The organism is Micromonospora sp. NPDC047793 (genome assembly GCF_040642635.1).
In the GTDB taxonomy this organism is placed as follows: Bacteria; Actinomycetota; Actinomycetes; order Mycobacteriales; family Micromonosporaceae; genus Micromonospora.
Genome location: NZ_JBEYSG010000019.1, coordinates 106,081 through 131,202 on the forward strand (window position 1 = coordinate 106,081; position 25,122 = coordinate 131,202).

24 protein-coding genes are annotated in these 25,122 nt (G+C 70.8%); 16 read left to right on the top strand and 8 right to left on the bottom strand.

Annotated features, from left to right (window positions below):
* The first annotated feature begins 127 nt into the window (after positions 1–127).
* On the top strand, positions 128–748 hold the full coding sequence (locus tag ABZ738_RS27815; protein WP_236145598.1) for a TetR/AcrR family transcriptional regulator: 621 nt from the start codon (positions 128–130) through the stop codon (positions 746–748).
* A 92-nt stretch (positions 749–840) separates the two neighbouring features.
* On the opposite strand, the gene ABZ738_RS27820 is transcribed toward ABZ738_RS27815, so the two are convergent.
* Complete coding sequence (locus ABZ738_RS27820; RefSeq protein ID WP_357217955.1) at positions 841–1,743, bottom strand: chlorophyllase; 903 nt, start codon at positions 1,741–1,743, stop codon at positions 841–843.
* A 104-nt stretch (positions 1,744–1,847) separates the two neighbouring features.
* Here ABZ738_RS27820 and ABZ738_RS27825 point away from each other — a divergent pair, with 104 nt between their 5' ends.
* Together ABZ738_RS27825 and ABZ738_RS27830 are read left to right on the top strand one after the other, a co-directional pair.
* Positions 1,848–2,447, top strand: a complete 600-nt coding sequence (locus ABZ738_RS27825; RefSeq protein WP_357217958.1) for a TetR/AcrR family transcriptional regulator — start codon at positions 1,848–1,850, stop codon at positions 2,445–2,447.
* 213 nt (positions 2,448–2,660) lie between these two features.
* Positions 2,661–3,668 carry a zinc-dependent alcohol dehydrogenase family protein gene (locus ABZ738_RS27830; RefSeq protein ID WP_357217961.1) on the top strand — a complete coding sequence of 336 codons (1,008 nt, stop codon included), beginning with the start codon at positions 2,661–2,663 and terminating at the stop codon, positions 3,666–3,668.
* A gap of 35 nt (positions 3,669–3,703) precedes the next feature.
* Here the strand turns inward: ABZ738_RS27830 and ABZ738_RS27835 are convergent, their stop codons facing one another.
* Both ABZ738_RS27835 and ABZ738_RS27840 read right to left on the bottom strand, forming a co-directional pair.
* On the bottom strand, positions 3,704–5,485 hold the full coding sequence (locus ABZ738_RS27835) for a substrate-binding and VWA domain-containing protein (protein WP_357217964.1): 1,782 nt from the start codon (positions 5,483–5,485) through the stop codon (positions 3,704–3,706).
* An 86-nt stretch (positions 5,486–5,571) separates the two neighbouring features.
* Positions 5,572–6,837, bottom strand: coding sequence for a serine/threonine-protein kinase (locus tag ABZ738_RS27840; protein WP_176093420.1), 1,266 nt, complete (start codon positions 6,835–6,837; stop codon positions 5,572–5,574).
* Positions 6,838–7,072: 235 nt separating this feature from the next.
* Between ABZ738_RS27840 and ABZ738_RS27845 the strand changes: the two genes are divergently transcribed.
* Both ABZ738_RS27845 and ABZ738_RS27850 read left to right on the top strand, forming a co-directional pair.
* A complete protein-coding gene (locus tag ABZ738_RS27845) occupies positions 7,073–7,465 on the top strand; it encodes an SH3 domain-containing protein (RefSeq protein WP_131051828.1) in 393 nt (130 codons plus the stop codon).
* Between the two features lie 170 nt (positions 7,466–7,635).
* Entirely contained in the window at positions 7,636–8,007 is a 372-nt protein-coding gene (locus tag ABZ738_RS27850; protein WP_357218023.1) for a metalloregulator ArsR/SmtB family transcription factor, read from the top strand.
* A gap of 70 nt (positions 8,008–8,077) precedes the next feature.
* On the opposite strand, the gene ABZ738_RS27855 is transcribed toward ABZ738_RS27850, so the two are convergent.
* The 5 genes from ABZ738_RS27855 to ABZ738_RS27875 form a co-directional block, all read right to left on the bottom strand.
* Complete coding sequence (locus tag ABZ738_RS27855; RefSeq protein WP_357217968.1) at positions 8,078–9,538, bottom strand: SDR family NAD(P)-dependent oxidoreductase; 1,461 nt, start codon at positions 9,536–9,538, stop codon at positions 8,078–8,080.
* Positions 9,539–9,776: 238 nt separating this feature from the next.
* Entirely contained in the window at positions 9,777–10,814 is a 1,038-nt protein-coding gene (locus tag ABZ738_RS27860; RefSeq protein WP_357217971.1) for an ABC transporter permease, read from the bottom strand.
* Entirely contained in the window at positions 10,804–12,294 is a 1,491-nt protein-coding gene (locus tag ABZ738_RS27865; RefSeq protein WP_176093423.1) for a sugar ABC transporter ATP-binding protein, read from the bottom strand. The genes ABZ738_RS27860 and ABZ738_RS27865 overlap by 11 nt, the downstream gene beginning before the upstream one ends.
* The gene (locus tag ABZ738_RS27870) at positions 12,291–13,760 is read right to left on the bottom strand and encodes an amidase (RefSeq protein ID WP_357217975.1); all 1,470 of its coding nucleotides are present in this window, start codon (positions 13,758–13,760) and stop codon (positions 12,291–12,293) included. Before ABZ738_RS27870 ends, ABZ738_RS27865 begins: the two co-directional genes overlap by 4 nt.
* 26 nt (positions 13,761–13,786) lie before the next feature.
* Entirely contained in the window at positions 13,787–14,776 is a 990-nt protein-coding gene (locus tag ABZ738_RS27875) for a sugar ABC transporter substrate-binding protein (protein ID WP_161594907.1), read from the bottom strand.
* A 443-nt stretch (positions 14,777–15,219) separates the two neighbouring features.
* Between ABZ738_RS27875 and ABZ738_RS27880 the strand changes: the two genes are divergently transcribed.
* The 11 genes from ABZ738_RS27880 (at position 15,220) to ABZ738_RS27930 (ending at position 25,112) form a co-directional block, all read left to right on the top strand.
* Positions 15,220–15,936: an aspartate/glutamate racemase family protein gene (locus tag ABZ738_RS27880; RefSeq protein WP_357217980.1), complete on the top strand. Its 717-nt coding sequence runs from the start codon at positions 15,220–15,222 to the stop codon at positions 15,934–15,936.
* Positions 15,933–16,727 carry an alpha/beta fold hydrolase gene (locus tag ABZ738_RS27885; RefSeq protein WP_131051821.1) on the top strand — a complete coding sequence of 265 codons (795 nt, stop codon included), beginning with the start codon at positions 15,933–15,935 and terminating at the stop codon, positions 16,725–16,727. The genes ABZ738_RS27880 and ABZ738_RS27885 overlap by 4 nt, the downstream gene beginning before the upstream one ends.
* 85 nt (positions 16,728–16,812) lie before the next feature.
* Entirely contained in the window at positions 16,813–17,607 is a 795-nt protein-coding gene (locus ABZ738_RS27890; protein ID WP_131051820.1) for a fumarylacetoacetate hydrolase family protein, read from the top strand.
* The gene (locus ABZ738_RS27895) at positions 17,604–18,542 is read left to right on the top strand and encodes an acetaldehyde dehydrogenase (acetylating) (protein WP_131051819.1); all 939 of its coding nucleotides are present in this window, start codon (positions 17,604–17,606) and stop codon (positions 18,540–18,542) included. The genes ABZ738_RS27890 and ABZ738_RS27895 overlap by 4 nt, the downstream gene beginning before the upstream one ends.
* Positions 18,539–19,594 carry a 4-hydroxy-2-oxovalerate aldolase gene (dmpG, locus tag ABZ738_RS27900; RefSeq protein ID WP_176093429.1) on the top strand — a complete coding sequence of 352 codons (1,056 nt, stop codon included), beginning with the start codon at positions 18,539–18,541 and terminating at the stop codon, positions 19,592–19,594. Before ABZ738_RS27895 ends, dmpG begins: the two co-directional genes overlap by 4 nt.
* The gene (locus ABZ738_RS27905) at positions 19,591–20,541 is read left to right on the top strand and encodes a PDR/VanB family oxidoreductase (RefSeq protein ID WP_131051817.1); all 951 of its coding nucleotides are present in this window, start codon (positions 19,591–19,593) and stop codon (positions 20,539–20,541) included. The genes dmpG and ABZ738_RS27905 overlap by 4 nt, the downstream gene beginning before the upstream one ends.
* 88 nt (positions 20,542–20,629) lie before the next feature.
* Positions 20,630–21,814, top strand: a complete 1,185-nt coding sequence (locus ABZ738_RS27910; protein ID WP_131051816.1) for an aromatic ring-hydroxylating dioxygenase subunit alpha — start codon at positions 20,630–20,632, stop codon at positions 21,812–21,814.
* Positions 21,804–22,625 carry an alpha/beta hydrolase gene (locus tag ABZ738_RS27915; protein WP_131051815.1) on the top strand — a complete coding sequence of 274 codons (822 nt, stop codon included), beginning with the start codon at positions 21,804–21,806 and terminating at the stop codon, positions 22,623–22,625. The genes ABZ738_RS27910 and ABZ738_RS27915 overlap by 11 nt, the downstream gene beginning before the upstream one ends.
* Positions 22,626–22,703: 78 nt before the next feature.
* Positions 22,704–22,835, top strand: coding sequence for a hypothetical protein (locus ABZ738_RS27920; protein WP_255446597.1), 132 nt, complete (start codon positions 22,704–22,706; stop codon positions 22,833–22,835).
* A gap of 28 nt (positions 22,836–22,863) precedes the next feature.
* Positions 22,864–24,183: a peptidase dimerization domain-containing protein gene (locus ABZ738_RS27925; RefSeq protein ID WP_201272292.1), complete on the top strand. Its 1,320-nt coding sequence runs from the start codon at positions 22,864–22,866 to the stop codon at positions 24,181–24,183.
* Entirely contained in the window at positions 24,180–25,112 is a 933-nt protein-coding gene (locus tag ABZ738_RS27930) for an MEMO1 family protein (protein WP_176093432.1), read from the top strand. The genes ABZ738_RS27925 and ABZ738_RS27930 overlap by 4 nt, the downstream gene beginning before the upstream one ends.
* Positions 25,113–25,122 lie beyond the last annotated feature (10 nt).

The window sequence follows — 25,122 nt, forward strand, 5'->3', positions numbered from 1 at the left end:
AAATAAAGTGAGCCCTGACTCCGTTTCGGATATTATGAGTCGCCACTCACCTTGTCAACGGAGTCGTCCGTCGCCGGCAGTATCCTGAGGTCGAACAGCAAGGCGGATGCGGGAAGGAGCGACCGTCGTGAGCCCAGCTGCCCCTGCGGCCAGCGGCAGAGACACGCAGGGCGGCCGGCCGTTACGCGCCGACGCGCGGCGCAATCGGACCCGAATCCTCGACGCCGCCGACGCGGTCTTCGCCGTGAAGGGACCGACCGCGTCGACCGAGGAGATCGCCCAGCGGGCCGAGGTGGCGATCGGCACGGTCTTCCGGCACTTTCCGACCAAGGAGGCTCTGGTCGAGGCGGTGTTCGTCGGCCGCCTGGATGCGCTCGCCGAGCAGGCCCGGTCGTTGGCCGGGGCGGACGACCCCGGTGCGGCGTTCTTCGCGTTCCTCACCGAGGCGGTGCGCCAGTCGACCATCAAACACACGTTCGCGGACGCCCTGGCGGACGCAGGCGTGGACCTGCACGCCGACGGGGGCGCCGTGGCCGAGGCCACCCGAGACCTTCAGCAGTCGATCGGTGAACTGCTCGGTCGCGCCCAGCAGGCAGCCAGAGTCCGCGTCGACATCGACGTGCGAACGCTCATCGCGCTGATAGCCGGTGCCGCCCACGCGATTGGGTACGTCAGCCAGGATTCCGCAGTAGAGAGCCGCGTACTGGCGGTGACTTTCGACGGCCTCCGCCCACCGCTGTCGCCCTGAGAGGCGGCGGCAGGGCGTCGGCACTGCACGCCACCGGGCGGTGTTGTGGCGGATCATCGAGGCCGCGAGCGTTCGTTCACATGAGGGCGCACCTACTTGGTGTCGATGGTGAACGTGCCGGAACTGTCAGCGGCCTGCTTCTCCCATGCCTGCCAGGGCGTCGAGTCCAGACCGAGGACGTCGAGCAGGTAGGCGGAGACCGCGTCCGCGACGAGTGCGACACGGGCGGGGTCTTCGTCGGTGGTCTCCTTGACGGCCTCTCCGGCGACCCCGCCCAGGGTGTGCTCGCCGTCGGAGATACTGAGCAGCCGCTTCGGTGCCGGGCTCAGGTGGTAGGCGTCGGTGAACCAGTCGGGGCCGCGGGTGGACATGGCGGACTGGTCCTTGCCCCCGGCGACCACAAGGGCCGGGGTCGTCATCGTGGCGTAGCCGGGGCGCATGAACGGTAGGTGCTCCACGGCGAACGGGGTCAGGCTGTCGCCGGTGCCGGTCGCGGCGATGAGCGCGCCGGCCTTGACCGCAGGGTGGGAGTAGTCCTCACCCGGCGTGCCGGCGGCGTCCAGGACGCGGGCACCTAGCAGCGCTCCGGTGGTCTGTGCGCCCCAGGAGTGCCCGACGATCGCGATGCGCGTGTGGTCCGCTCGGGCGGGCAGGCCGCCAACCTGGTCGAAGATGTCGCCGAGGTGGTTCAGGATGGCGTGCAGGTCCGCGATTCGCACGCGCCAGATGCCGGCGAAGCGGGGGTCGTCGAAGCCGATGCGGTTGCGGCGGGAGTCCAGGTGGGTGGGCTGCACGACGATGAACCCGGCGGCCGACCACCGTTCGATGAGTGGCTCGTACCCGTCCATCGACCAGGCATTGCCGTGGGAGAAGACGATGACGGGCAACGTGTCGCCCTCGATGGGCGCGGTGACCTTGACCTGAAGCGGGATGCTGCGGCCGGTGGTGGGCACGGTGAGTGGCTTGACCGAGACGATCTGGCGGTTAAGCGGCATAGCAGGCATGAGTGCCTCCAGTGCGGGTCGTGGGTTTGCTAGGTTTGACGGAACGTCGTTCCGCAAAGTTAGCGGAACATTGTTCCGCCAACAAGGGGGGTGCGGTGTCCGACACAATCGGTGTGCGCCAGGCAGGTGCACGTCGCAGCCGCGAGGCGGTGCTGACGGCGGCGGCCGCAGCGTTCGTCGAGCAGGGTGTGCAGGCCCCCGTCCGCGACATCGCCGGTCGCGCAGGTGTGGGAGTGGGAACGGTGTACCGGCACTTTCCGACGAGGGCGGATCTGGTGAGTGCCGTCTATCGCCACCAGGTCGACGACTGCACCGCCCTGGCCGCGCACCTGCGGCAGCAGCCGATCCCGGCCGTGGACGCTCTGGATCGGTGGATCACGGCCTTTGTCGATTTTCTGGTGACCAAGCATGGTCTCGGCGTTGCCCTGGGCTCGAACGACCCGAGCCTGGCCAAGCTCCACGCGCTGGTGCTCGACGAGCTTGTGCCCGCGTGCGAGACGCTGCTGGCGGCGAGCCAGGAGGCCGGGGAGATCGACCGGCACATCACCGCGTACACGCTGCTGCGAGGCATCGGCAACCTGTGCATCCTCGGGCCGGACTACGACAGGGGTGACGCCAAGCAGATGGTCGCCCGCCTCCTGGCCGGCTGCCGCAGATCCGACGCACCCGCGCCACCGCCACCCTCTTCGACCTGATGCGGTGAGCCGGAACGCGACGATCGGTTCGCGGGCGGCGATCGACTTGCCCGCGAAAGAAGCTTGCCCGTGCGCCGTGCGACAGGCCTGTCACCACCCTCGCGGATGCTTGCCCTATCGCCACTGGAGCGTGCGGATCGTGCGCGCGACACTGAGGAAGAACCGCCCGTCCCGGCGCATCGCACGCCCAGAACCACCAGGAGGAGCGTCGATATGACCGACCTGATGAAGGCCGTCGTGCTCGCCCGTTTCGGCGGGGCCGATGCTTTCGAGTTGCGCGACGTCTCCGTGCCGCGAGTCGAATCCCGCCAGGTGCGGGTACGCGTCCATGCGACCGCCGTCAACCCACTCGACTATCAGATCCGTCGTGGCGACTACGCGGATCACGTGCCGTTGCCCGCGATCATCGGGCACGACATCTCCGGCGTGGTCGAGGAGGTCGGGTCCCACGTGACCGAGTTCCGCGTCGGCGATGCGGTGTACTACACCCCCCAGATCTTCGGCGGCCCCGGCTCCTACGCCGAGCAGCACGTCACCGACGTCGACCTCGTCGGCCGGAAGCCGGAAAACCTCACACACCTGGAGGCGGCGAGTCTGACCCTCGTCGGCGGCACGGTCTGGGAGGCCCTGGTGACGCGAGCTCAGCTCACCGTGGGAGAGATTATCCTCATCCATGCGGGTGCGGGCGGCGTCGGCACGATCGCGATCCAGGTCGCGAAGGCGATCGGCGCACGCGTGATCAGCACCGCGAAAGCCAGCGACCACGAGTTCGTACGCTCTCTCGGAGCCGATGCGGCGATCGACTACACGTCGACGGACTACGTCGACGCCGTAGCCGAGATGACGCGAGGCGAGGGCGTCAACGTCGTCTTCGACACGATCGGCGGCGACACGCTCACACGAAGCCCGCTGACGCTTGCCGACTTCGGGCGCGTCGTCAGCATCGTCGACATCGCGCAGCCGCAGAACCTCATCGAGGCGTGGGGCAAGAACGCCGCCTATCACTTCGTCTTCACACAACAGAACCGAGGCAAGCTGGACGCGCTCACCACGCTGGTCGAACGCAGTCTCGTCAAGCCGGTCATCGGCGCGACTCTTCCGCTCGCTCGCATGGGCGAGGCTCATGAACTACTGGAGAACAGGCGGTCGTACGCGCTCCGCGGCAAGGTCACGATCGATGTGGCGGGCGAAACCGTTGCGCTTCCCCCTCGCATCTCGTAACAGCGGTTCCGGCCCATGCCGGCCAGGGGAGTACGTCAGAAGCTGCTGACCAGCTTCACGAACGCCTCGTCGATCATGGCGGGATCGGTGGCGTCGTAGGCCTTACCCGACGACGCTTTGGCGATCCTGTCCAGGGTGGCGAAGTCCGACTCCCGGTCGAAGGCGATGCAGAACACCTTCACCGGACGCTGCGGGTCCAGGGCGACCTCGTCCAGCAGGCGGGCCAGGTCGTTGTCCTTGGTGTACTCGTTCTTGCCGTCGGTCAGCACGACGATCGCGTTGATCCGCTGCGGGTCGTACCGGTCGAGTAGCTCCCGATGTGCGGCCCGGACCGTCGCGTAGAGCGCGGTGCCACCCTCGACGTGCAGGCCCTCGATCTTGCGAGTGATCCGCTTCTGGTCGAACGCGTCGAGAGGAACCTCCTCACGGTAGGGACTCTTCGGTCGCTTCGAGGTCTCCGAGGAGAAGGACCAGAGCCCCACCCGGTCCTCGGAGTTGAGCAACGCGAGGCCCTTGCCCGCCGCCGTCGAGGCGACCTGGAAACGGGTACGGGTGCCGATCATCGCCTGCATCGACCCTGACGTGTCCAGGGCGATCAGGATGTTGGCCTTCTTACGGAGGGTGCGCCAACCGTCCAACATCGCAGCGACCACCTGCGGGTCCGGGGGCTCGAAGTAGGTCAGCCCGCCGGCGGGCTCGTCACCGACGCTGGCCAGCAGCTCCGCCGACGCGCGGCGTTCGTGGTCCCGGAAACCCAGGCGGGTGAAGCTCTCCTGCTGGGCGTCCTCGGTCAGGAATGCCTGGAAGTCGGCCGCTGCCGCGCGCTGCCGCTCATCGGCGGAGGGCAGCACCACGAACGGGTGGTCCAGGTTGAACGTGCCCTCCTTGGGGTGGACGGCGACCAGGGGGACGTTCGGCCGGCGGCCCCGCTCCTGCCCCTCCTGCCGGGGGCTCAACGCACCCGTGTTGTAGAGGTCCACCAGTTCCTCCTGCAGGACGATGGCACTCATGTCGTCCGTACGGCCCGCCAGGTCCGCCTCGGCGAGGCTGCGCAGCAGGTCCACCGAGTCGTCGCTGTAGTGCGCCACGTTGGCCTCGATCCGGCGCACGAACTGGGTGACCGCAGGTTTGGCCAGGTCGGACCGGGTCAGGTCACTGGCCCGTTGCACCGCCGCGTAGTAGGTGGCGATGGTCGCCGCCAGCCCTGAGGTGGACAGGTTCGGATTGTCCTTGCCGAACGTGAACCGGCCCCATTCCGGCTTGCCGAAGCCCGCCCACCCATCCCGCCCGGACAGGCCCAGGATCTCCCCCCAACCCAGCGGCCCGCGCTGGCGTACCAGCTCGGCCTTCGGCTGCGGCATCGCGATCACCAGCGGGCTGTTGGCGATCGACGAGTACCGGTCCGGCGTCTGCGGCGCCCGCCCAGCGGCCATGTCGAGCAGCCGCAGCTGACCCGTCCACAGGCTCGACGTCGGTAGCCAGACCTGTGGTCGCGGCAGACCGGTGTCAGTCCATCCGGTGGCCAGCGCCTCGGTGGCCTTGCCCGAGTTCAACGCGCTGACGTGCACCTGGGCGCAGCCGCCGCCGTCGATCGACCGGGTGCTGCGGTTGTAGCGCTCGGCCAGTTCGACCAGGAGCTCCGCCTTCTCCGTGGAGGAGTTGACCTGGAGGGCGATGGCGCAGTCGGTGCGGGGCCCCTCGCTGCCCGCTTCGCGCTGTTGGACGAAGGCGAACGCCCCGACGATGACCACCAGCCCGGCGGTGACGGCGGCGGTGTAGGGCAACCACTGCCGGGTACGCGGAGCGGATGGGGTCATCGGGAGGTCCTCCTCGGCGGGCGGCTGGTGGCAGTCAACCTATCGATCCGGCGCCAGCCGGCGCCTCAGCCCTCCACCGTACCGAGTCATCCGTGGTCGGACCCTCCTCCGAACGCCGTCGCGACGAGTAGCCGAACCAGGTAGACCACGACGAAGGTGACCGCTCCGACGGCGGCGGCCGGGCCGATCGCGCTCGACGCGATGTAGCCGGCGGCGGCGCCTGCGAAACCGAGGAAGAGTGCGGTCGAGATGCCCCAGGCGTCCACGGACTCTCGACGCAGTCGCCGCAGCGCGCCGTCATGACCGGCATCGACGGCGGGCTCCGTCACGGGCACGTGTTCCACCCGGGTCGGCCGGGCCTGGGTCGGCACCGTCGGCTGGGCCGGAGTCTGCGGCAGCGTCGGGTGCGGCTGCGGTGCCGTCGGCGTGATCTGGGGGAGCGGGTGGTTCGGTGTCGGCGCACCCGCTGTCTCGTTGCCGACTTCGAGCAGATTCTCCCGACGTAGCGGTGTGGTGAGCGTGGCGTCCTGTCGGAGCAGCCGTACCAGTACACCTTCGGCACCCGGGCGATCCGCCGGATCCTTGGCCAGGCACTCCCGGATCAGATCGTCCAGTGCGGCAGGCAACGCGGGCAGCTCGGGCGGATCGTGCAGCACCCGGTGCATCACGGCGAAGAGCGAGTCATTGCCGAAAGGCGGCTGACCGCCGGCAGCGAAGGCGATCGTGGCCGCCCAGGCGAAGACGTCGCAGGGCGGACCGACCGCGTCGTTGCGGAACCGCTCCGGCGCCATGTAGGCGGTGGTCCCCATGACCCGGCTGGACGCCGTCTCGGTGACTCCCAACGCGCGTGCGATGCCGAAGTCGATCACCCGAGGGCCGTCCTTGCCGAGTACGACATTGTCCGGCTTCAGATCGCAGTGCACCACGCCGGCGCCATGGATCGCGGCGAGCGCGGTGACAGTGCCGACCGCGAGCCGGTGGAGGGCGTTGCCGGTCACCGGGCCGTGCTCGCGGACCTGTCGGTGCAGGGTCGGACCCTCGATGAACTCGCTGACCACATAGGGCTGCTCGCCGTCCACCTCGGCGAAGAGCACCTGCGCGGTGCAGAACGGAGCGACCCGGCGGGCGGCGGCGATCTCCTTCACAAACTGCGAGCGGGCCCGTGGATCACTCAGATCGGCGTTGATCATCTTGACCGCGACCCGGTCGCCGTCGTGGTCCTCGCCGAGAAAGACGACCCCCTGCCCACCCGCGCCCAGCCGGCCGACCAGCCGGTACCCGCCGGCGGTGACCGGATCGTGCGTCCACAGTTTCGTCAATCCTGGCACCGGCGTGCCGGTCAGTTCTGACATCCCGACTCCATCCGCGTCATGCCCGGCCACCGGCGGCGCAGGACACGGCCATCGTGCCATGTCCGCCGCTGGTGACCGAGAACTCCGAGTACGGGCTGAGGCCGCCGCCAAACAAATGACTGTGATCGACTTCGATGCGCGCCCTAGAGTGAAGTAGATCGATATTTTGCCGCCGTTCTCGCTGCTCCGGGCAATGCCGCATGGGCGGGGACGACTACGAGACAGGGAGTGGCAGATGAAACTCACCACCGTCGCACGCCTGACCGCGTGCGCCGTGGCCCTCGGCCTGCCGGTCGTGGCCGCCGGCCCGGCGATCGCGCAAACCGCCCCGCAGACCTCGACCGAATCGACCACGGCGATGGCGCCACGTTGTGGTTGGCTGCCCGGCGCCAACGAACCGTACAGCGTCGGCTTCTCGGGTGCCGGTATCCGCCTGCGGACCGGTCCGTCGACGACCTGCACCGTGCTGGGCCTGGGCTACGCGGGCCAGAGCGCGACCCTGCGCTGCGGCGCGGTGGGCGACGACGGGTGGGGCTGGTACTACGTCAGGAACAACAGCACCGGCGTCACCGGCTTCGTCCGCGGTGACGGCCTGACGGGCGTACCGATCTCCACCCTGGCCTGCTGACCCCCGGCGTCGACCGGCAGCGGTCGACACCGATCTCCGGGCCGCGTCGGGCACCTGCCCGGCGCGACCCGCGCCGCCCACCCGGTCCGACGGCTCCGGGCGTGGGCTCACCCGATCTCTGGGTGATCCTGCCCTCGTTCACCAGCGGATTGATGGGTTTTGCTGCAACGATGCAAGGCGTGGGAACTGTGAAGACTACGACGCCTGCCATCTCGCCCCTCGCCGGCGAGCCGATCGAGCGTGCCGATGCCGAACGGCTCGCCGGGGTGCTGAAGGCGTTCGCCGACCCGGCCCGGCTGCGACTGCTCAGCCTGATCCAGTCGGCTCCGGAGGGAGAGGCGTCGGTCAGTGACCTCACCGAGCCTCTCGGACTCTCCCAGCCGACCGTCAGCCACCACCTGCGGATCCTCACCGAGGCCGGCCTGCTCGAACGGGACAAGCGCGGCGTCTGGGCGTACTACCGCCTCGTGCCGTCCGCCATCGCTGCGGTCGCCGACCTGTTGACCCCACCCCGCAAACGCGCAACGAAGAAGACCCGCTGACCGGCGCCGTGGAACACCGCCGCCGGCGGCGGGTGACAGGGCCCGTGAGCCGACCTCCGGTGGCAGCCGATCACCAGGCGCAGGGTGCGTAGTCCTTGAGGAAGCAGCCGTACAGGTCTTCGCCCTGCTCGCCGCGGACGATCGGGTCGTAGACCCGGGCCGCGCCGTCGACCAGGTCCAGCGGGGCGTGGAAGCCGTCCTCCGCCAGCCGCATCTTCGTCGGGTGCGGCCGCTCGTCGGTGATCCAGCCGGTGTCGACGCTGGTCATGAGAATGCCGTCGGTCAGCATCTCCTGGGCGCTGGTGCGGGTCAGCATGTTCAGCGCAGCCTTGGCCATGTTGGTGTGCGGGTGCCCCGGCCCCTTGTAGCCACGGCCGAACTGGCCCTCCATCGCCGACACGTTCACCACGTACTTGCGGCGGGCGGCCGCTGCGGCCATCGCCGGTCGCAGACGGCTGACCAGCACGAACGGTGCAGTCACGTTGCACAGCTGCACTTCGAGCAACTCGACCGGGTTCACCTCGTGCACCCGCTGCACCCAACTGTTGACCGGGTCGAGGTCCGGCACCAGACCGCCGGCGTCGATGGCGCTGGCTGTCGCGATCCGGTCCGGCGAGGCGGAGCCACTGGTCAGCGCCAGCGCGGTGAGCGCGTGCGGGGTGATGGTGGGCGAGTGCGCTGCGGCGACCAGGCTGCCCGCCGGGTCGCCCCGGCCGGCCGGCTTGGCGAACGTGATCATTTCCGGTAGCGGGCCGTCCGGCAGGGCCGCCGCCTCTGCGGCGACAAGGTGCGCGTACGCGGCAGGAGTGCGGCGGACGGTCTGCGCCGCATTGTTGATCAGAATGTCGAGTGGTCCCTGATCGCTGACCGAGTCGGCGAGGGCGATCACCTGGGCGGGGTCGCGCAGATCGATCCCGACGATCCGCAGGCGGTGAAGCCACTCCGCGCTGTCGGGCATCGCGGCGAATCGGCGGACCGCGTCGTGGGGAAACCGTGTGGTCACCGTGGTGTGCGCGCCGTCGCGCAGCAGCCGCAGCGCAATGTACATGCCGATCTTCGCCCGGCCGCCGGTGAGCAGCGCGCGCCGGCCGGTCAGGTCGGTGCGGGCATCCCGGCGCTCCCGGTTCAGGGTGGCGCAGGGCGGGCAGAGCTGATGGTAGAAGGCGTCCACGTCGCGGTAGCGCTGCTTGCAGATGTAGCAGCCGCGCGGCTTGTGCAGGACGCCGGCCGTGGCGCCCACGGTGGGGGAGGCGAGCAGGTTGCCCTGGGTCTCGTCGTCGATCCGGCCCGGGGCACCGGTGGCGGTGGCCGCCGTCACCGCGCGGTCGGCCGCCGCGATGGCATCCCGCCGTTCCTCGCGTCGCCGCTGCTTGATCGTTTTGTAGAGCTTCGCGGTGGCCCGCTGCACCCGCACCACGTCGGGGTGGTCGGGAGGCAGGTCCTCCAACGCCTCGAAGACGCTGAGACAGGTCTCCAGCCGGGTCGGGTCAATGCGGTAATGACCGTTCTCCGTATTTTTGTCCGCTGTCATGCTCTCGCTGTCTCGTCCCGTTCCCTGCGCCGGAGCCATCCGGCCCACCCCCACGTCCGACCAGGAACTGTACGCACCGCACGGCCTCCGACGCATCCCGCGCCCGTGCGCCGACCCGACGACGCGCACGGGCGGACAGCTCTTCTGGTGCTGGGCTGGCGGGTGGGAACTCACCCGCCAGCGCCGCTGGTGTGGAGAACCGGTGGTGCGGGCTACGGTGCCAGGGCGTGTGGCGGTGTCAGGTTCGTCCCCGGCTCTGCAGCCGGTCGAGTGCCACGGCTGCGATGAGGACCGTGCCGGTCACCACGCCCTGCCAGAACGAGGAGACTCCCATGAGACCGAGTCCGTTCTGCAGGACCGCGATCAGCAACACCCCGACCACCGTGCCGCTGATACCGCCGATACCGCCGAAGAAGCTCGTTCCGCCGAGCAGGACGGCCGCGCCGGCGGTCAGGGCGATGGTGGAACCCGCGGTAGGTGAGGCAGCCGAGAGGCGGCTCGCCATCACCAGGCCGGCCAGCGCCGCGGTCAGCGACGCGATGGTGTAGACGGAGATCAGCACCGCCGTGACGTTGATGCCGGCGAGTCTGGCGGCCTCGCGGTTACCGCCGACGGCGTAGACGGCCCGGCCGAACGGGGTGAAGCGCAGCACGGCGCCGGCCAGCAGCACCGCGCCCAGGGCGATCCAGATCGGCGCCGGTACGCCGAGGACACTTCCGTTGCCGATGGCGTAGAAGATGCCGGGGGAGTCGATCGAGTACGTACTGCCGTTGGTGGAGACCTGGACGAGCCCGCTGATCAACGTCATCGTGCCGAGGGTCACCACGAAGAAGTTGAGGCGGAAACCCCCGATGAGCAGGCCGTTGAGCCCGGCGCCGAGCAGCGCCCCGGTCGCGAGCCCGGCGACGAGCGCCACCGGCGCCGGTGCCCCGGCATCCAACACGAAGTAGACCGTGACCCCGGTCGCGGCCATCACCGACCCGACCGACAGGTCGAAGCCCGCGCTGAGGATGACGAAGGTGAGCCCGACCGCCACCAGCATCAAGGGACTGTTGGTCGCCAGGACGTTGAGGATGTTCGCCTTCGTCAGGAAGAACGGTTGGGTGCTGATCAGATAGACGAGCAGGATCAGCAGGCCACCGAGGGCGCCCCCGTACCCCTTGACGCTCTGGTAGACGTGGCCCACGACGGCCCGGCCGGCCCAGTCTCGCCGGCCGTTGCCACCGGTGGGGCCACCGTCGGCCGGTTGTGCCGCGATCGCAGTGTCACTGCTCATGTCCACCGGCCGCATAGTGGGCCACCTCCACCTCTTCCAGTCCGTCGCACTCGCGCTCGGCCACGACGCGCCCGTCGAAAAGCACCAGCACCCGGTCGCAGACACCGATCAGTTCGGAGTTCTCAGAACTGCTGAGCACCACCGCCACCCCGGCGGCGGCCAATTCGTCGATCAGGCCGTAGATTTCCGACTTGGCACCCACGTCGATGCCCCGCGTGGGCTCGTCCAGCAGCAGAAGCCGGGGGCCCAGCGCGATCCACTTGGCGAACACCACCTTCTGCTGGTTGCCGCCGGAGAGCTCGCCGGCCAACCGGTCGGGGTCCGGTGGCCGGATCCGCATCCGCTCGATCAGCTTCGTGACCGTGGCGGCCTCGCCGCGCCCGGAGATCGGCCGCAGCGAGAGCCGCCCCCGGGCGAGGGTGATGTTCTGCGCCACGCTGCGGCTCAACACCAGGCCCTCGCCCTTGCGGTCGCCGGTGACGAAGGCGACGCCGGAACGGATCGCCGCTCTGGGCGAACCGGCGCGCAGTTGCCGGCCGTTGACCTGGATCCGGCCCTCGGTGGGCCGGTCGGCACCGAACACCGCGCGCAACACCTCCGTACGCCCGGAACCCACCAGCCCGGCCAGCCCGAGCACCTCGCCGGCCCGGACGGTGAAGGACACGGTCTCGGCCCGGCCACCCGCCGCGAGCCCGGAGACCTCCAGGACCGGTTCCCCCGGACTGCGCCGACGGGAACGGTGGAAGTAGTCGTCCAGGGAACGCCCGACGATCAGTCGGGTGATCCGGTCCTCGGTCGCCTCCGCCACGGGCAGCGTGCCGACCACCTGTCCGTCGCGCAGCGCGGTGATCCGGTCCGCGACCTGACTCAGGTCGGGGAGCCGCTGCGAGATGAAGATCAGCCCCAGGCCCTGGTCCCGCAGGCGTCGCACGATGTCGAACAGGGCCTGGGCCCGGTCCTCGGTCAGCGAGCTGGTCGGTTCGTCCAGCACGATCACCCTGGCCTGGGTGGCCAACGCGCGGGCGATGGCCACCACCTGACGGTCGTTGGGGGCCAGCGCCGACACCGGTGTCTCGGGATCGAGGGTCGACTGGAGCTGGTCGAGGACCTGTGCGGCCTGTTCCCGCATCCGTCGCCGGCTGACGACCGTGCCGGCCCGGGGCCACCGTCCGAGGACGATGTTCTCGCCGACGCTGAGGCTGTCGACCAGCGGAACCTCCTGCGCGACCGCCACGACGCCGTGCCGGGCGGCGTCCTGCGGGGTACGCAGGGTGACCGTCTCACCGTCGACGCGGATCTCCCCGGCGGAGGGTTGCAGCTCACCGTAGGCGATCTTCATCAGGGTCGACTTGCCCGAACCGTTCTCCCCGACCAGCCCGTGCACCTCACCCGGGCGCACCTCGAAATCCACCCCGGAGAGCGCGGCCACCGGGCCGAACCTCTTGTGGATTCCGGTCAGTTGCAGCAGCGGAGCGCTCATTCCCGTACCCCCGCTCCGGGCCGGGCCGTCGTGCCGGCCAGCCCGACCGGATGCCGACCGGCCCACGGGCGGGCGTCCTCCAGCTGCGCGGCGAGCTGGAGCAGCAGGTCCTCGCGGCCGTAGTCGGCGACGAGTTGCACGCCGAGTGGCAGGCCGTCGCGTTCGAACAGCGGCACCGCCACGGCGGGCTGGCCGGTGCTGTTGAACTGGGGAACGAACCGGAGGAACTCGATGGACCGCCGGACCCCGGCCGGCCCGTCGAACCAGCCCAGCGGCGGTGGCGGCCACGGCGACACCGGTGTGACCAGCACGTCGTGTTCCCGCCACCAGGCCAGCATCCGCTCGCGGTACCGGTCCATCCAGGCCATCACCCGCCGGTGACTGGTGGCGTCGAGGGCCCGCCCCCGCTCGATCCAGAAACGCGAGATCAGGCCGTGCTCGCTCTCGTCGACCGGGCGACCGACCATCGTCGGGATCAGCTCGGCGAGGAGGCTGACCGCAGGGCTCAACGCGTCCACGAACCGTTCGTGGTAGTCCGGGTCGAACAGCGCCTCGGGGTGTGAGGTCCGCACGGTGTGCCCGAGCTGGCCGAGCAACTCGCCGCACTCCCGTACGGCGTCGCGGTTGGCGGGCTCGACGAACTCCGGCGGCAGCCGGTCGGCGTCGAGGATCCCGATGGTGAGCCCGGCGGCGGGCCGGGTGATCGCCTCGGTGTAGCTGCTCGACGGTGCAGGCGCGACCGCCGGATCGCCCGGCTCGTAGCCCTGGAGCAGGTCGAGCAGCGCGGCCGTGTCGCGCACCGACCGGGTGAGCACCCCGAACGTCGCGTGACCGACCAGGGCGTCCGGGGTGTCCGGGCCGGAACTGACCCGGCCCCGGCTGGGCTTGAGCCCGACCAGCCCGCAGTAGGCCGCCGGGTTGCGGATCGACCCGCCGCCGTCGCTGCCCTGGGCGAGGGGGACCATGCCCGCCGCCACCGCCGCGGCGGCGCCACCGGAGGAGCCCCCGGCGACCCGGTCGAGGGCCCACGGGTTGCGGGTCGCGCCGTGCGCGGCACTCTCCGTGCTGCCCGCCAGGCCGAACTCGGGGACGGCGGTCCGGCCGAGTACGACGAAACCGGCGGCCCGCAACCGGCGGGTGGCGTGGGCGTCCCGGGTGGCCCGGTGGTCGGCGTCGCGCAGGACCACCGAACCCTGCTGGTCCGGCTCGCCGGCCATCGTGCAGCCGAGGTCCTTGAGCAGCATGGGCACTCCGGGGAAGGGCAGGTCCGAGCGCCCGGCCAGGGCGTCGGCCTCGGCGACCGCGGCGGCGAAGCGGCGGTGGATCACGGCGTTGACCGTCGGATCCATCCGTTCGATCCGCGCGACCGCCGCCCGCACCAGGTCACCGGGCGTGAGCCGGCCCGCGTGGACCAGGGCCGCCTGGCTGTGGGCGTCCAGCCAGGTCAACTCCTCGGTAGTAGTCATCGCTCTCCCTGCTCGGTGCCGGCCGGTCAGCGCAGGTGGTCCGGGCATCCCCCGTTGGCGCAGGTCAGCTCGCCACTTTCGATCTGCCTGATCGCCTCGTCCCAGTCCAGGCGCTCGCCGATGGTCTCCTGGGTGTAGAGCTCCGGCTGCAGGTAGGTGACCGGCTTGACCGTCTCGCCCGCGAGGAGCCGCCGCATGATCTCGACCCCGACGAGGCCCTGACGCCAGGGAACGAGGTCGACGATCGCGTCGATCTGCCCCTGCTGCACCGCGCGGGCACCCTCCGGGTCGCCGTTCTGCCCGACGATCACGACACCGTTGATGCCGGCCCGCTTGAGCGCCACCGCGGCGCCGATCGCGCTCGCCGTGTTGTAGGCCATCACCGCGTCGATCTCGCCCCGGAACCGGGCGATCGCCTCGGTGGCGGCCCGCTCCCCGCCGGCCTGGTCGTCGGTGGCGTTGTCGACGGTGCCGAGCCACTCGATGCCCGGCCGGTCCTCGGTCACGTACTTCTCGTAGTTCTCGACCATGAACTTGATCGAGGGAACGGGAGCGCCGATGCCGATACCGAGCACGCGGCCCTTGCCGTCGAGCCGCTCGGCCACATGGTCGGCGAGCAGCCGGGCGCCGCCGACGTCGGAGTTCTGGTTGAAGGCGGCGTCGTAGGGCGCGACCGGTTCGGTCGGCTCGTTCTCGGAGATGATCGCGGAGGCGCCCAGCACCTTGATCCCGGCGGTGCGGGCACGTTCGAGGGCGGGGTCGACCGCGTTCGGGGCGAGCGGGAAGACGATCACGCCGTCCATCTGCTGGGCGACGAACTGGTCGATGTCGGAGACCTGCTTGTTGGCGTCGAGGGCGGCGTCGAGCACGGTCACGTCGATGCCGGCGTGCTTGCCCGCCGCGATCGTGGCCTGCCCCCAGGCGCGGTCGAGCGGTTGTGACGACACCGGGTCCGACAGGCCCACCCGGTAGGAGCCGTTCGCGGCGGCGGAGTCATCGCTCCCGCAGGCCGCCACGGAAGGTAGGAGAAGAACTGCCACCGTCGCCGTCACGGCAGAGGTTTTCCACTTCATCTGGCACTCCCAAATGGTCGAGACACCGCGGGACGGATCGGTGATACGGGGTTCGGCAACTACGGGGAACTTCGGCGGCCTGCATCACTGAGGACATCACGCTCCGTGCCGGCCACACGCTTGCCGTACTATGTACCGTTCGATGTCACCCGGTCAAGGGGTGGATACGTGATCGTGACTTCCAGGGTCTCCCACCAGCTCGATCGAGAGGTCGGGTCGTCCTATCGTTGGCCTTTCGCCGGGCGTGCACCCTTTTCTGAAGATGAAGGTGCTCACGCGAAGTAACTGCGGGCGGCAATCCCTGGTCGTTCCGGACAACCTACCGTACGTTGTACGAGCCGGCGCCGGTTCGGTGGCGGCCTTCGGCGAGACACGGAGGTGGTGGGATGAGTCTGGGATTCGGCACGGCGGCGCGGATCGGACATCTCTATCCGTCCGGTGGCCTCTGCGACTACGAGTTGCAGTTGATGGCCCCCGACGGGGTGCAACTGGTGACCACGCGGATGCCGTTCCGTCGTTCGAGCCTGGCCGACGATCATGCGCTCCTGGCCGACCTGGAGGCGCACAGCCGGCTGCTGGCCGACGCCGAGGTCGACCTCATCGCGATGAACTGCACCGCGGCCACGCTGCTCGCCGGCCCGGAGTCGGTGAACGCCCGCATCCACGCGAGCACCGGTCTGCCCTCGACCACGACCATCGAGGCGGTGCTGGACGCGCTCGAACGCGCCGGGATCGGTCGGATCGCGTTGCTCACCCCGTACGTCGAGGAGGTGACCTCGGCCGAGGTCGAGCTGCTCACCGCCCGCGGTCTCGAGGTCGTCTCCGTCGCGAGCCTGCCCTGTGCGACCCCGGTGGAGCAGGCGACGCACGACCCGCAGGTCTGGCGGGACCTCGCCGCCGGTCTGGCCGGCAGTGCCGCGGACGGGCTGTTGATCAGCTGCGCCGGAATCCGGCTGGCGCCGGTGCTGGCCGCGATCGAGGAGGACTTCGGCCGACCGGTGATCGCCAGCAACCAGGCCCTGCTCTGGCACTGCCTACGGATCTGCGGCGTGACCGAGCGGCCACCGGGATACGGCGCGCTGTTGGCGGGGGAGTTCGATTGAGCGCCCGCCGTCGGTATGTCGACACCGCTCTCGGGCAGGTGCACCTGGTCGAGTGCGGCGCGGGCCCGCCGGTCCTCTTCCTGCACCAGACTCCGCGATCCTGGCACGAGTACGCCGGGGTGCTGCCCCTGGTGGGTCGGCGCACCCGCGCGATGGCGATGGACACCATCGGGTTCGGCCAGTCGGCGCGGGTGGCTGACCCGTGGTCGATCGGGCTCTTCGCCGACGGGGTCGAGGCCCTCCTCGACGCACTCGACCTGCCGTCCGTGACCCTCGTCGGCAACCACACCGGCGCGGTGGTGGCGGTCGAGGTCGCCGCGCGGGCCGCCGAGCGGGTTTCCGCGCTGGTGCTCTGCGGCATGCCCTACGTGGACGAGGCACGTCGCCGCCGGGTCCGGGCCCAGCCGCCGATCGACCACGTCGAGCCGCGTGCCGACGGCACCCACCTGACCGAGCTGTGGTCCCGCCGCCGGGGCTTCTACTCACCCGGCGAGGAGCGCTTCCTGACCCGCTTCGTGGCCGACGCGTTGGAGGTCGCCGACCGGGTCGAGGAGGGGCACGTGCGGGTGAACGAGTACCGGATGGAGGACCGGCTGCCGCTCGTCCGCGCGCGCACGCTCGTGCTCTGCGGTGCGGACGACCACTACTCGCTGCCGGACGTGCCGATCCTGTCCCGGCTGCTCGCCTGCCGCAGCGTGGTGCTGGCCGATGGCGGGGTCGCCCTGCCCGAGCAGCGTCCCGAGGCCTTCGCCCGAGAGGTGCTCGCGTTCCTCGACCGTGCCGAACGGTGAACCCTTGACCCGTCGTACTATGTACGGTACAAAGCTTCGACGTGGCCGACACAGGCCAACGCCCCCCGATCGGCAGGAGCATGACGTGACCGAGCAGCAGCTCACGGAGGCCGCTGAGCGCCTGCACGAGGCGGTGCGCACCGGCCGACCGTGCGCGCCCGTGCGGGATCTGTTCGCCCCGGGTGACGTCGACGGCGCCTACGCGGTGCAGCGGCTCAACGTCGCACGTGCCCAGGCCGCCGGCGCGCGACGGGTCGGCCGAAAGATCGGCCTGACCTCGGTCGCGGTGCAGCGGCAGCTCGGCGTCGACCAGCCCGACTTCGGCACGTTGTTCGACAGCATGGCGGTGGGTCAGGACGAGCCGATCGCGGCGACGCGGCTGCTCCAGCCGAAGATCGAGGCCGAGGTGGCGTTCGTCCTCGCGGTGGACCTGCCGGACCGTCCCGTCACCGCGCTGGACGTGCTGCGGGCCACGGAATTCGTGCTCCCGGCCCTGGAGGTGGTGGACAGCCGGGTGGCGGCCTGGGACATCACCATCGTGGACACCGTCGCCGACAACGCCTCCAGCGGCCTGTTCGTGCTCGGCACCAGGCCGGTGTCGCCGGGCGCGATCGACCTGCCGGCGGCGCCGATGCGGCTCGACCGCGACGGCGTGGAGGTCTCCGCCGGCGCCGGCGCGGCCTGTCTGGGCGATCCGGTCAACGCGGTGGTCTGGCTCGCCAACACCGCCCAGCGCCTGGGTGATCCGCTGCGCGGCGGCGAGCTGGTGCTCAGCGGGGCGCTCGGCCCGATGGTCCCGGTGACCCCGGGGGCGCGGTACGCGGCCACGATCGGCGGCCTCGGCACGGTGCGCGCGACGTTCGGCGAGGAGGGCCAGTGAGCAGCACGACGAAGGTGGCCGTGATCGGCTCCGGAAACATCGGCACCGACCTGATGATCAAGGTGCTCCGGCTCTCCGAGACGCTGGAGATGGGCGCCATGGTCGGCATCGACCCCGCCTCCGACGGGTTGGCCCGCGCCGGGCGGCTCGGCGTGCCGACCACCGCGCAGGGCGTCGAGGGGCTCGTCGCGATGCCGGGCTTCGCCGACATCGAGATCGTCTTCGACGCGACCTCGGCGGGCGCGCACGCCCACCACGACGCGGTACTTCGCCGCCACGGCAAGCAGGTCGTCGACCTGACGCCGGCGGCGATCGGGCCCTACGTGGTGCCGACGGTCAACCTCGACGAGCATCTGCAGTCGCCGAACGTGAACATGGTGACCTGCGGTGGCCAGGCGACCATTCCCATCGTCGCCGCGATCTCCGCGGTGACACCGGTCCGCTACGCCGAGATCGTGGCCTCGATCGCCTCCCGGTCGGCGGGGCCGGGCACCCGGGCCAACATCGACGAGTTCACCGAGACGACCGCCCGGGGCCTGGAGGTGGTCGGTGGGGCCACCCGGGGCAAGGCGATCATCGTCCTGAACCCGGCCGAGCCGCCGCTGATCATGCGCGACACCGTGCTGTGCCTGGTCGACGACTGCGACCAGGCCGAGGTGGCCGCCTCGGTCGCCGAGATGGTCGCCCGGGTCCAGGAGTACGTGCCGGGATACCGGCTCAAACAGCAGGTCCAGTTCCGGCGGGTAGCGCAGGGGGAACCGGTCGACGCGCTCACCGACGCCCCCGGCGGGCACGACTGCTGGGTGGTGCAGGTCTTCCTCGAGGTGGAGGGGGCCGCCCACTATCTGCCCGCGTACGCCGGGAACCTGGACATCATGACGTCCGCCGCGCTGCGCGTCGCCGAGCGGATGGCGCGACGGGAGGCACAGGCATGAGCGGGCCCCGGGTCTACGTCCAGGACGTGACGCTGCGCGACGGCATGCACGCCGTTCGGCACCGTTACTCGATCGCCCAGGTGACCTCGATCGCGGCCGCCCTCGACGCGGCCGGCGTCGCCGCCATCGAGGTCACCCACGGCGACGGGCTGGCGGGCAGCAGCCTCACCTACGGACTCGGCGCCCACACCGACTGGGAGTGGATCAGCCAGGCCGCCACGGTGGTGCGCGACGCGAAGCTCACCGCGTTGCTGCTGCCGGGCATCGGCACGCTGCACGATCTGCGCCGCGCCCACGACCTCGGCGTGACCTCCGTGCGCGTCGCCACCCACTGCACCGAGGCCGACATCTCCGCACAGCACATCACGCACGCCCGTGAACTGGGGATGGACGTCTCCGGCTTCCTGATGATGTCGCATCTGGCCGAGCCGGCGGAACTGGCCCGACAGGCCACGCTGATGGAGTCGTACGGAGCGCACTGCGTCTACGTGACCGACTCCGGCGGCCGGCTGACCATGGACGGCGTCCGCGACCGGGTGCGGGCCTACCGCGACGCGCTGCGCCCCGAGACGGAGATCGGCATCCACGCGCACCACAACCTCGGGCTGGGGGTGGCGAACTCGGTCGTCGCGGTGGAGAACGGCGCGTCGCGGGTGGACGCCTCGTTGGCGGGCCAGGGCGCCGGCGCCGGCAACTGCCCGCTGGAGGCGTTCATCGCCGTCGCCGATCTGCTCGGCTGGCAGCACGACTGCCAGCTCTTCCCGCTGATGGACGCGGCGGACGACCTGGTCCGGCCCACGCAGGAGCGACCGGTGCGGGTGGACCGCGAGACCCTGACGCTCGGCTACGCCGGGGTGTACTCCAGCTTCCTGCGGCACGCGGAGGCGGCGGCCGAGCGCTACGGGCTGGACACCCGGTCCATCCTCGTCGAGGTCGGCCGACGAGGGCTGGTCGGCGGGCAGGAAGACATGATCGTGGACGTCGCGCTGGACCTGGCAGCGGCGTCGACCGCCGCCTCCGGCACCGGCGATGCGGAGGGAGAGCAGCCATGACGGTGTCGGAACCGGAGTGGGAGCTGCTGGTCCGGACCATGCGGTGGGAGTCCGACTGCGTGATCTCGGTGGTCCTCGAGGACCCCGACGGCGGCGAGCTGCCGGCCTGGGCGCCGGGCGCCCACATCGACCTGCTGCTGCCCGCCGCGACGCGGCAGTACTCCCTCTGTGGCGACCCGGCGGACCGGCGCCGCTACCGGGTGGCCGTGCTGAACGAGCCGGCCAGTCGGGGCGGCTCGCGGTATGTCCACGAGTCGCTGCGCCCCGGCGACCTGGTCCGGGTGCGTGGCCCCCGCAACCGGTTCGCGCTGGAACCGGCGCAGCGGTACCTCTTCATCGCGGGCGGCATCGGCGTGACGCCGCTGCTGCCGATGGTGGCGCAGGCGCAGGCCGACGGCGCCGACTGGCGGCTCGTCTACGGTGGCCGGTCGCGGCGCACCCTGGCCTTCCTCGACGAACTGGACCACCACGGCGACCGCGTCCATGTGGTGCCCGAGGACGAGGCGGGCCTGTTGAACCTCGCCGAGCTGCTCGGCGATCTCCGGCCGGGCACCGTCGTCTACTGCTGCGGGCCCGAGAGGTTGCTCGACGCCGTCGAGGAGCGTTGCGCCGGATGGCCCGGCGGGACGCTGCACCTGGAGCGGTTCCGGGCCCGGGAGGTCGTCGTCGAGGGGGAGGACCGCCCCTTCGAGCTGGTCTGCGCGGCCTCCGGCGTCACCGTGACGGTGGGGGCGGACGAGAGCGCGGTGGATGCGCTGGACGCGGTGCAGGTCTCCATTCCCAGCGCGTGCCGGGAGGGCATCTGCGGCACCTGCGAGGTGAAGGTCCTCGACGGCGTCCCGGACCACCGCGACTCACTGCTCACCGACGAGGAGCGGGCGGCGGGCCGCACCATCATGCTCTGCGTCTCCCGGGCTTCCGGTGAACGTCTGGTCGTGGACGCGTGACCTGGGGATCTCTTGACTCCCGTGCACTAGACCGTACTATGTACCGGACATGCGTAGTCCGGCGAAACGCCAGCCGAGAGGACGGGTCATGACTGTTCAGCCCAAGGACGAGAGCGCGCCGTCCCGCCCCACCGCCGGTCGCGCGAACCGACCCCAGCCCGGCCAGGACTGGTCGCAGTGGCCCACCTACGACGCGGCCACGCTGGGCTTCCGCAACTACTGGTACCCCGTGGTGTGGGAGCGCGAGATCGGCGACAAGCCGCACGCGGTGACGCTGCTGGGCGAGAAGATCGTGCTGGTCCGCAAGGGCGACGTCGTGCACGCCCTGCACGACCGGTGCCCGCACCGCGGCGTGCCGCTCTCCCTCGGCCGGCGTCAGTTCCCCGGCACGGTCAGCTGCCCCTACCACGGCTGGACCTTCGACGTCACCAACGGCAAGCTCGCCGCCGTCCTCACCGACGGCCCGGAGTCGCCGATCTGCGGCCGGGTGTCGGTCAAGACCTACCCGACGGCACAGCGCCTCGGACTGGTCTGGGTCTTCGTCGGCGACGACGAGCCGCACCCGATCGAGCAGGACATCCCGGCGGAGCTGCTCGACAACGACCACGTGCTGGGCGGCAAGTACGACATCCGCGAGGGCAACTGGCGCTTCGCCGCCGAGAACGGCTTCGACGAGGGGCACGCGAAGTACCTGCACAACACCGCGCTCTGGCGGCTGTTCAAGGTGATGCCGGCCTGGAACAAGACCCGGGTGGAGGAGCACGGCCCCTGGCTGATCCGGGTGCAGGACGAGGTGCACTGGGACGCGCACTTCCCGGGCCTGGGCACCTTCACCAACAAGCGCTGGTGGAAGCGGATGCCGCTGCCCGACGCACCGGGCAAGGGCAAGAACGTCAACCCCGTGATCGCCGGCCTGAATCTCCCCGGCTTCGTCTCGATCCGGCTGCCCGGGCTGCTGCGGGTGGCGTACCCGGACTTCATCCACTACGAGTGGTACGTGCCGGTGGACGCCGACCGGGTCCGCTACGTGCAGATCATGGTGCGGTTCGAGGACGGACCCAAGGGCCTGCTCTTCAAGGCGAAGTACCTGGCCGCGATCCGATGGCTGTTCCACGGGCAGTTCACCGCGCAGGACGCGTGGATGGTCGACGTCATGGACGCCCCGCCGGAGAAGCTCTACCGGCCCGACCTGTCGATCACCGGCTGGCGGCGAATGATCGAGAAGGCGGCGCCCACGCCGCAGCCGCACAAGGCACCGCCGAATGGCTGCTGAGGCACTGCGGGTCGACGCCGCCGGAGTGGCGTTGCACTACCGCGAACTGGGCACCGGCCGACCCACCGTGGTGCTGCACGGCGGCGGTCCCGGATGCTCGGCGTGGAACGACTTCGGCCCGGTCGCGGATCGGCTCGCCGCCGGGCGCCGACTGATCATGCTCGACCTGCCGCAGTTCGGGGCCTCTGACGTGCCCGTGGTGACCGATCCGGTCTTCAGTTGGCACGCCCGGCATCTGCTCGCGGCCCTCGACGCGCTCGAACTGCCCACCGTTGATCTGGTCTGCCAGTCCTTCGGCGGCTCGGTCGCGTTGCGGCTGGCCGCCCTGGCACCCGAGCGGGTGGGGCGGATCGTACTCACCGGCAGCGTGCCGATCCCGAACCCGACCGGCACCGGTGTCTCCGGACCGGCGATCCGGGACACCTACTTCGGCGGCGACGGACCGTCGTTGGCGAAGATGGCGGACCTGATCGGCAGGTACGAGTGGTTCGATCGCGCGGGAGCGCCGGCGCAGACCGTGCGCGACCGGTACGCGGCGAGCATCCGGCCGGAGTGCCGGGCCATCGCCACCGACGCCAGCCGACGCGGCGCCCCCGAGGACCTCACCCGACACCTCCCACAGGTGGCGGCGCCGGTGCTGCTGCTCTGGGGCTCGCACGACCCCTTCGCCGACCCGGCGTACGCGCTGCGCCTCGCGTCGGCGCTGCCCCGCGCCGACGTCCACGTGCTCGGTCGCAGCCGACACCACCCGCAGCAGGAGCGGCCGGCGGCCTACACGGCCGTGGCCCGCGCCTTCCTGGACGCCGACTGACCCGCCTCGCCGACTGACCCGCGTCGCCGACCGGCGAACCAGCGGACGTCCCGCAGTACACCCAGTGGAGGAGGACCCATGCGCAAAGTGTTGCTGTCCGTTCCGGTGCTGGCCGTCGCGGCCCTGACCATCCCGCCGGTACGCCGGTGGCTGGACACCGTGCTGATCCGCACCACGGGCACGACCGTCCGGACGAACCGGAGGGTGTGAGGTGTCCGCGACCGCGAGGAGCACCGACGTGAGCACGACCCCCCAGGAGCGGGAGTGGATCACCGCCGCCCGGGACCAGATCGACCGGGCCGAGCTGCGCGACCTGATCGCCGGGATGACGAGCATCCCGAGCCCCACCGGGCAGGAGGCACCGCTGGCACGGTGGCTCGCCCAGGAGTTGACCACCCGCGGTCTGGACGGCCGATACCAGCCGATCGACGAGGAGCAGGGCAACGCCGTAGGCCGCCTGCGCGGCGACGGGACCGGCGCCGACCTGCTGCTGTACGCCCCGATCGACACCCTCACCGTCGGCACCGAGCAGGAGGACCTGCCCTGGATCGGCGACGAACTGCGGCGCGACATGCGGGCCGAGGCGTCGATCGAGGGCGACTACGTGCTCGGCCTCGGTGCGAGCAACCCCAAGGGACACGGCGCGTGCCTGATCGCCGCTGTCGACGCCGTCCGCAGGGCCGGGGTGCCGCTGCGCGGGGACGCGATCGTCGGCCTCGGCGCGGGCGGCATGCCCACCAACCGTCGCCCCGGGGCGACGCGCTACAACGCCGGTCAGGGCAACGGCTGCTCGTTCCTGCTGGAACAGGGCGTCTGGGCGGACTACGCCCTGATCGCCAAGCCCGGCTGGGCCGTGCACTGGGAGGAGGTCGGGCTCTGCTGGTTCGAGGTCACGGTGCGCGGCACGTACGGCTATGTCGGTAGCCGGCACCGGGTGCCGTACCGCAACGCCATCGTCGACGCCGGCATCGTGGCCCAGGGCCTGGAGCGCTTCTTCGTGGCGTACGCCGAGTCGCACACCCGGGGTCTGGTCGCGCCGCAGGGCCACATCGGCTCCATCGAGGGCGGCTGGCCACGCACCGCCGCCATCTCGCCCGCCCAGTGTCGACTCCGGGTCGACCTGCGGCTCGGCCCGGACCAGGACCCGATGTCCGTCAAGCGGGAGTTCGAGGCGGCGCTCGCCGGGATCGTCGCGGCCAACCCCGGACTCGACGCCAGCTCGGAGATGACGTTGTCGATCCCGGCCACGGCGACCCCCGAGGAGAACTGGATCGTCCGGGCGGCAAAGGCCGCCTGGGCGGAGAGCGAGGGCCGGCCGCACGAGCCGATCCTGGCCAGCAGCGGCGCGACCGACGCGAACATCCTGCGCGCCCGGGGGCTACCGACCGCGCGGATCGGCATGAACCGGGCCGGCGCGGGCGCCCCGCTGCCGGTCGACTTCCCGATGGGCATGAACGTCGTGGACGTACGGGAGATGGAGCGACTCACCCGCACCCTGATCCACGCGATCGTGACCACCTGCACCCGCGACCGCGCAGAGCTGGAGAAGCTGCCATGAGCTCGATCGTCCTCGGTGTCGGCGCCTCGCACAGCACCCTGATGAACACCCACTGGGACGAGGTCGCGGACGAACCCGGCGCGATCGACTTCCGGGCGGGCCTCGCGGCAGCCCGCGACGAACTCGCACAGGCCCGCCCGGACACCGTGGTCATCATCGGCTCGAACCACTTCCGGGGCATGTTCCTGGACCTGATGCCGGCGATCACGGTCGGGGTGGGGGAGGTGCTCGGCGCCGGAGAGGCGAAGACCCCCGAGGGGCGGCTGCCCGCCGACCCCGAGCTGGCCCGGCACCTGGTCGACACCCTGAGCGAGGACTTCGATCCCGCCTTCTCGCTGCGAATGCAGGTCGACCACGGGATCACCCACAGCTACCAGCACCTGGTGCCGTCGTTGGACGTGCCCATCGTGCCGGTGGTGGTGAACATGTTCGCCCCGCCGCTGCCGTCGTTGCGCCGCTGCCATGCGCTCGGCGCGGCGATCGGGCGGGCGATCCGCGCAGACGGGCGGGACAAACGGGTCGCGGTCATCGCCTCGGGTGGCCTGTCCCACCGGCTGCCCTGGCCCAAGTGGTACGAGACGCTCTCCGACGACGACCGCTTCCTGGTCGAGGCATGGCTGGAGGGCCGCAACTCCTGGCAGGAGTACGAGGTCCGCCGACGCCAGATCATCCGGGCCGCCGAGGCGGACATCAACCCCGAATTCGACAGGCGGTTCCTGGCGGCGTTGGAAACCGGCGACCTCAGCGAGTTCGTCGGGCTCTCCGCCGAGCAGGTCGACGAGGAGGCCGGCAACGGCGCCCAGGAGATCCGTTCGTGGGTGGCCATGGCCGCCGCGGTCGGCCCGGCCCAGAGCACCACCCACGCGTACGCGCCGATCGCGCAGTGGCTGACCGGCATGGCCGTCGCCTCGCTGCGTCCCGCCTCCTGACCGTAGACAG

Excerpts from the sequence above, each read along its gene's own strand:
- ABZ738_RS27820 (WP_357217955.1), bottom strand. The coding sequence starts at position 1,743 with ATGCCGCTTAACCGCCAGATCGTCTCGGTCAAGCCACTCACCGTGCCC.
- ABZ738_RS27830 (WP_357217961.1), top strand. The coding sequence starts at position 2,661 with ATGACCGACCTGATGAAGGCCGTCGTGCTCGCCCGTTTCGGCGGGGCC.
- ABZ738_RS27835 (WP_357217964.1), bottom strand. The coding sequence starts at position 5,485 with ATGACCCCATCCGCTCCGCGTACCCGGCAGTGGTTGCCCTACACCGCC.
- ABZ738_RS27840 (WP_176093420.1), bottom strand. The coding sequence starts at position 6,837 with ATGTCAGAACTGACCGGCACGCCGGTGCCAGGATTGACGAAACTGTGG.
- ABZ738_RS27845 (WP_131051828.1), top strand. The coding sequence starts at position 7,073 with ATGAAACTCACCACCGTCGCACGCCTGACCGCGTGCGCCGTGGCCCTC.
- ABZ738_RS27850 (WP_357218023.1), top strand. The coding sequence starts at position 7,636 with ATGCAAGGCGTGGGAACTGTGAAGACTACGACGCCTGCCATCTCGCCC.
- ABZ738_RS27855 (WP_357217968.1), bottom strand. The coding sequence starts at position 9,538 with ATGACAGCGGACAAAAATACGGAGAACGGTCATTACCGCATTGACCCG.
- ABZ738_RS27860 (WP_357217971.1), bottom strand. The coding sequence starts at position 10,814 with ATGAGCAGTGACACTGCGATCGCGGCACAACCGGCCGACGGTGGCCCC.
- ABZ738_RS27865 (WP_176093423.1), bottom strand. The coding sequence starts at position 12,294 with ATGAGCGCTCCGCTGCTGCAACTGACCGGAATCCACAAGAGGTTCGGC.
- ABZ738_RS27870 (WP_357217975.1), bottom strand. The coding sequence starts at position 13,760 with ATGACTACTACCGAGGAGTTGACCTGGCTGGACGCCCACAGCCAGGCG.
- ABZ738_RS27880 (WP_357217980.1), top strand. The coding sequence starts at position 15,220 with ATGAGTCTGGGATTCGGCACGGCGGCGCGGATCGGACATCTCTATCCG.
- dmpG (WP_176093429.1), top strand. The coding sequence starts at position 18,539 with ATGAGCGGGCCCCGGGTCTACGTCCAGGACGTGACGCTGCGCGACGGC.
- ABZ738_RS27905 (WP_131051817.1), top strand. The coding sequence starts at position 19,591 with ATGACGGTGTCGGAACCGGAGTGGGAGCTGCTGGTCCGGACCATGCGG.
- ABZ738_RS27910 (WP_131051816.1), top strand. The coding sequence starts at position 20,630 with ATGACTGTTCAGCCCAAGGACGAGAGCGCGCCGTCCCGCCCCACCGCC.
- ABZ738_RS27915 (WP_131051815.1), top strand. The coding sequence starts at position 21,804 with ATGGCTGCTGAGGCACTGCGGGTCGACGCCGCCGGAGTGGCGTTGCAC.
- ABZ738_RS27920 (WP_255446597.1), top strand. The coding sequence starts at position 22,704 with ATGCGCAAAGTGTTGCTGTCCGTTCCGGTGCTGGCCGTCGCGGCCCTG.
- ABZ738_RS27930 (WP_176093432.1), top strand. The coding sequence starts at position 24,180 with ATGAGCTCGATCGTCCTCGGTGTCGGCGCCTCGCACAGCACCCTGATG.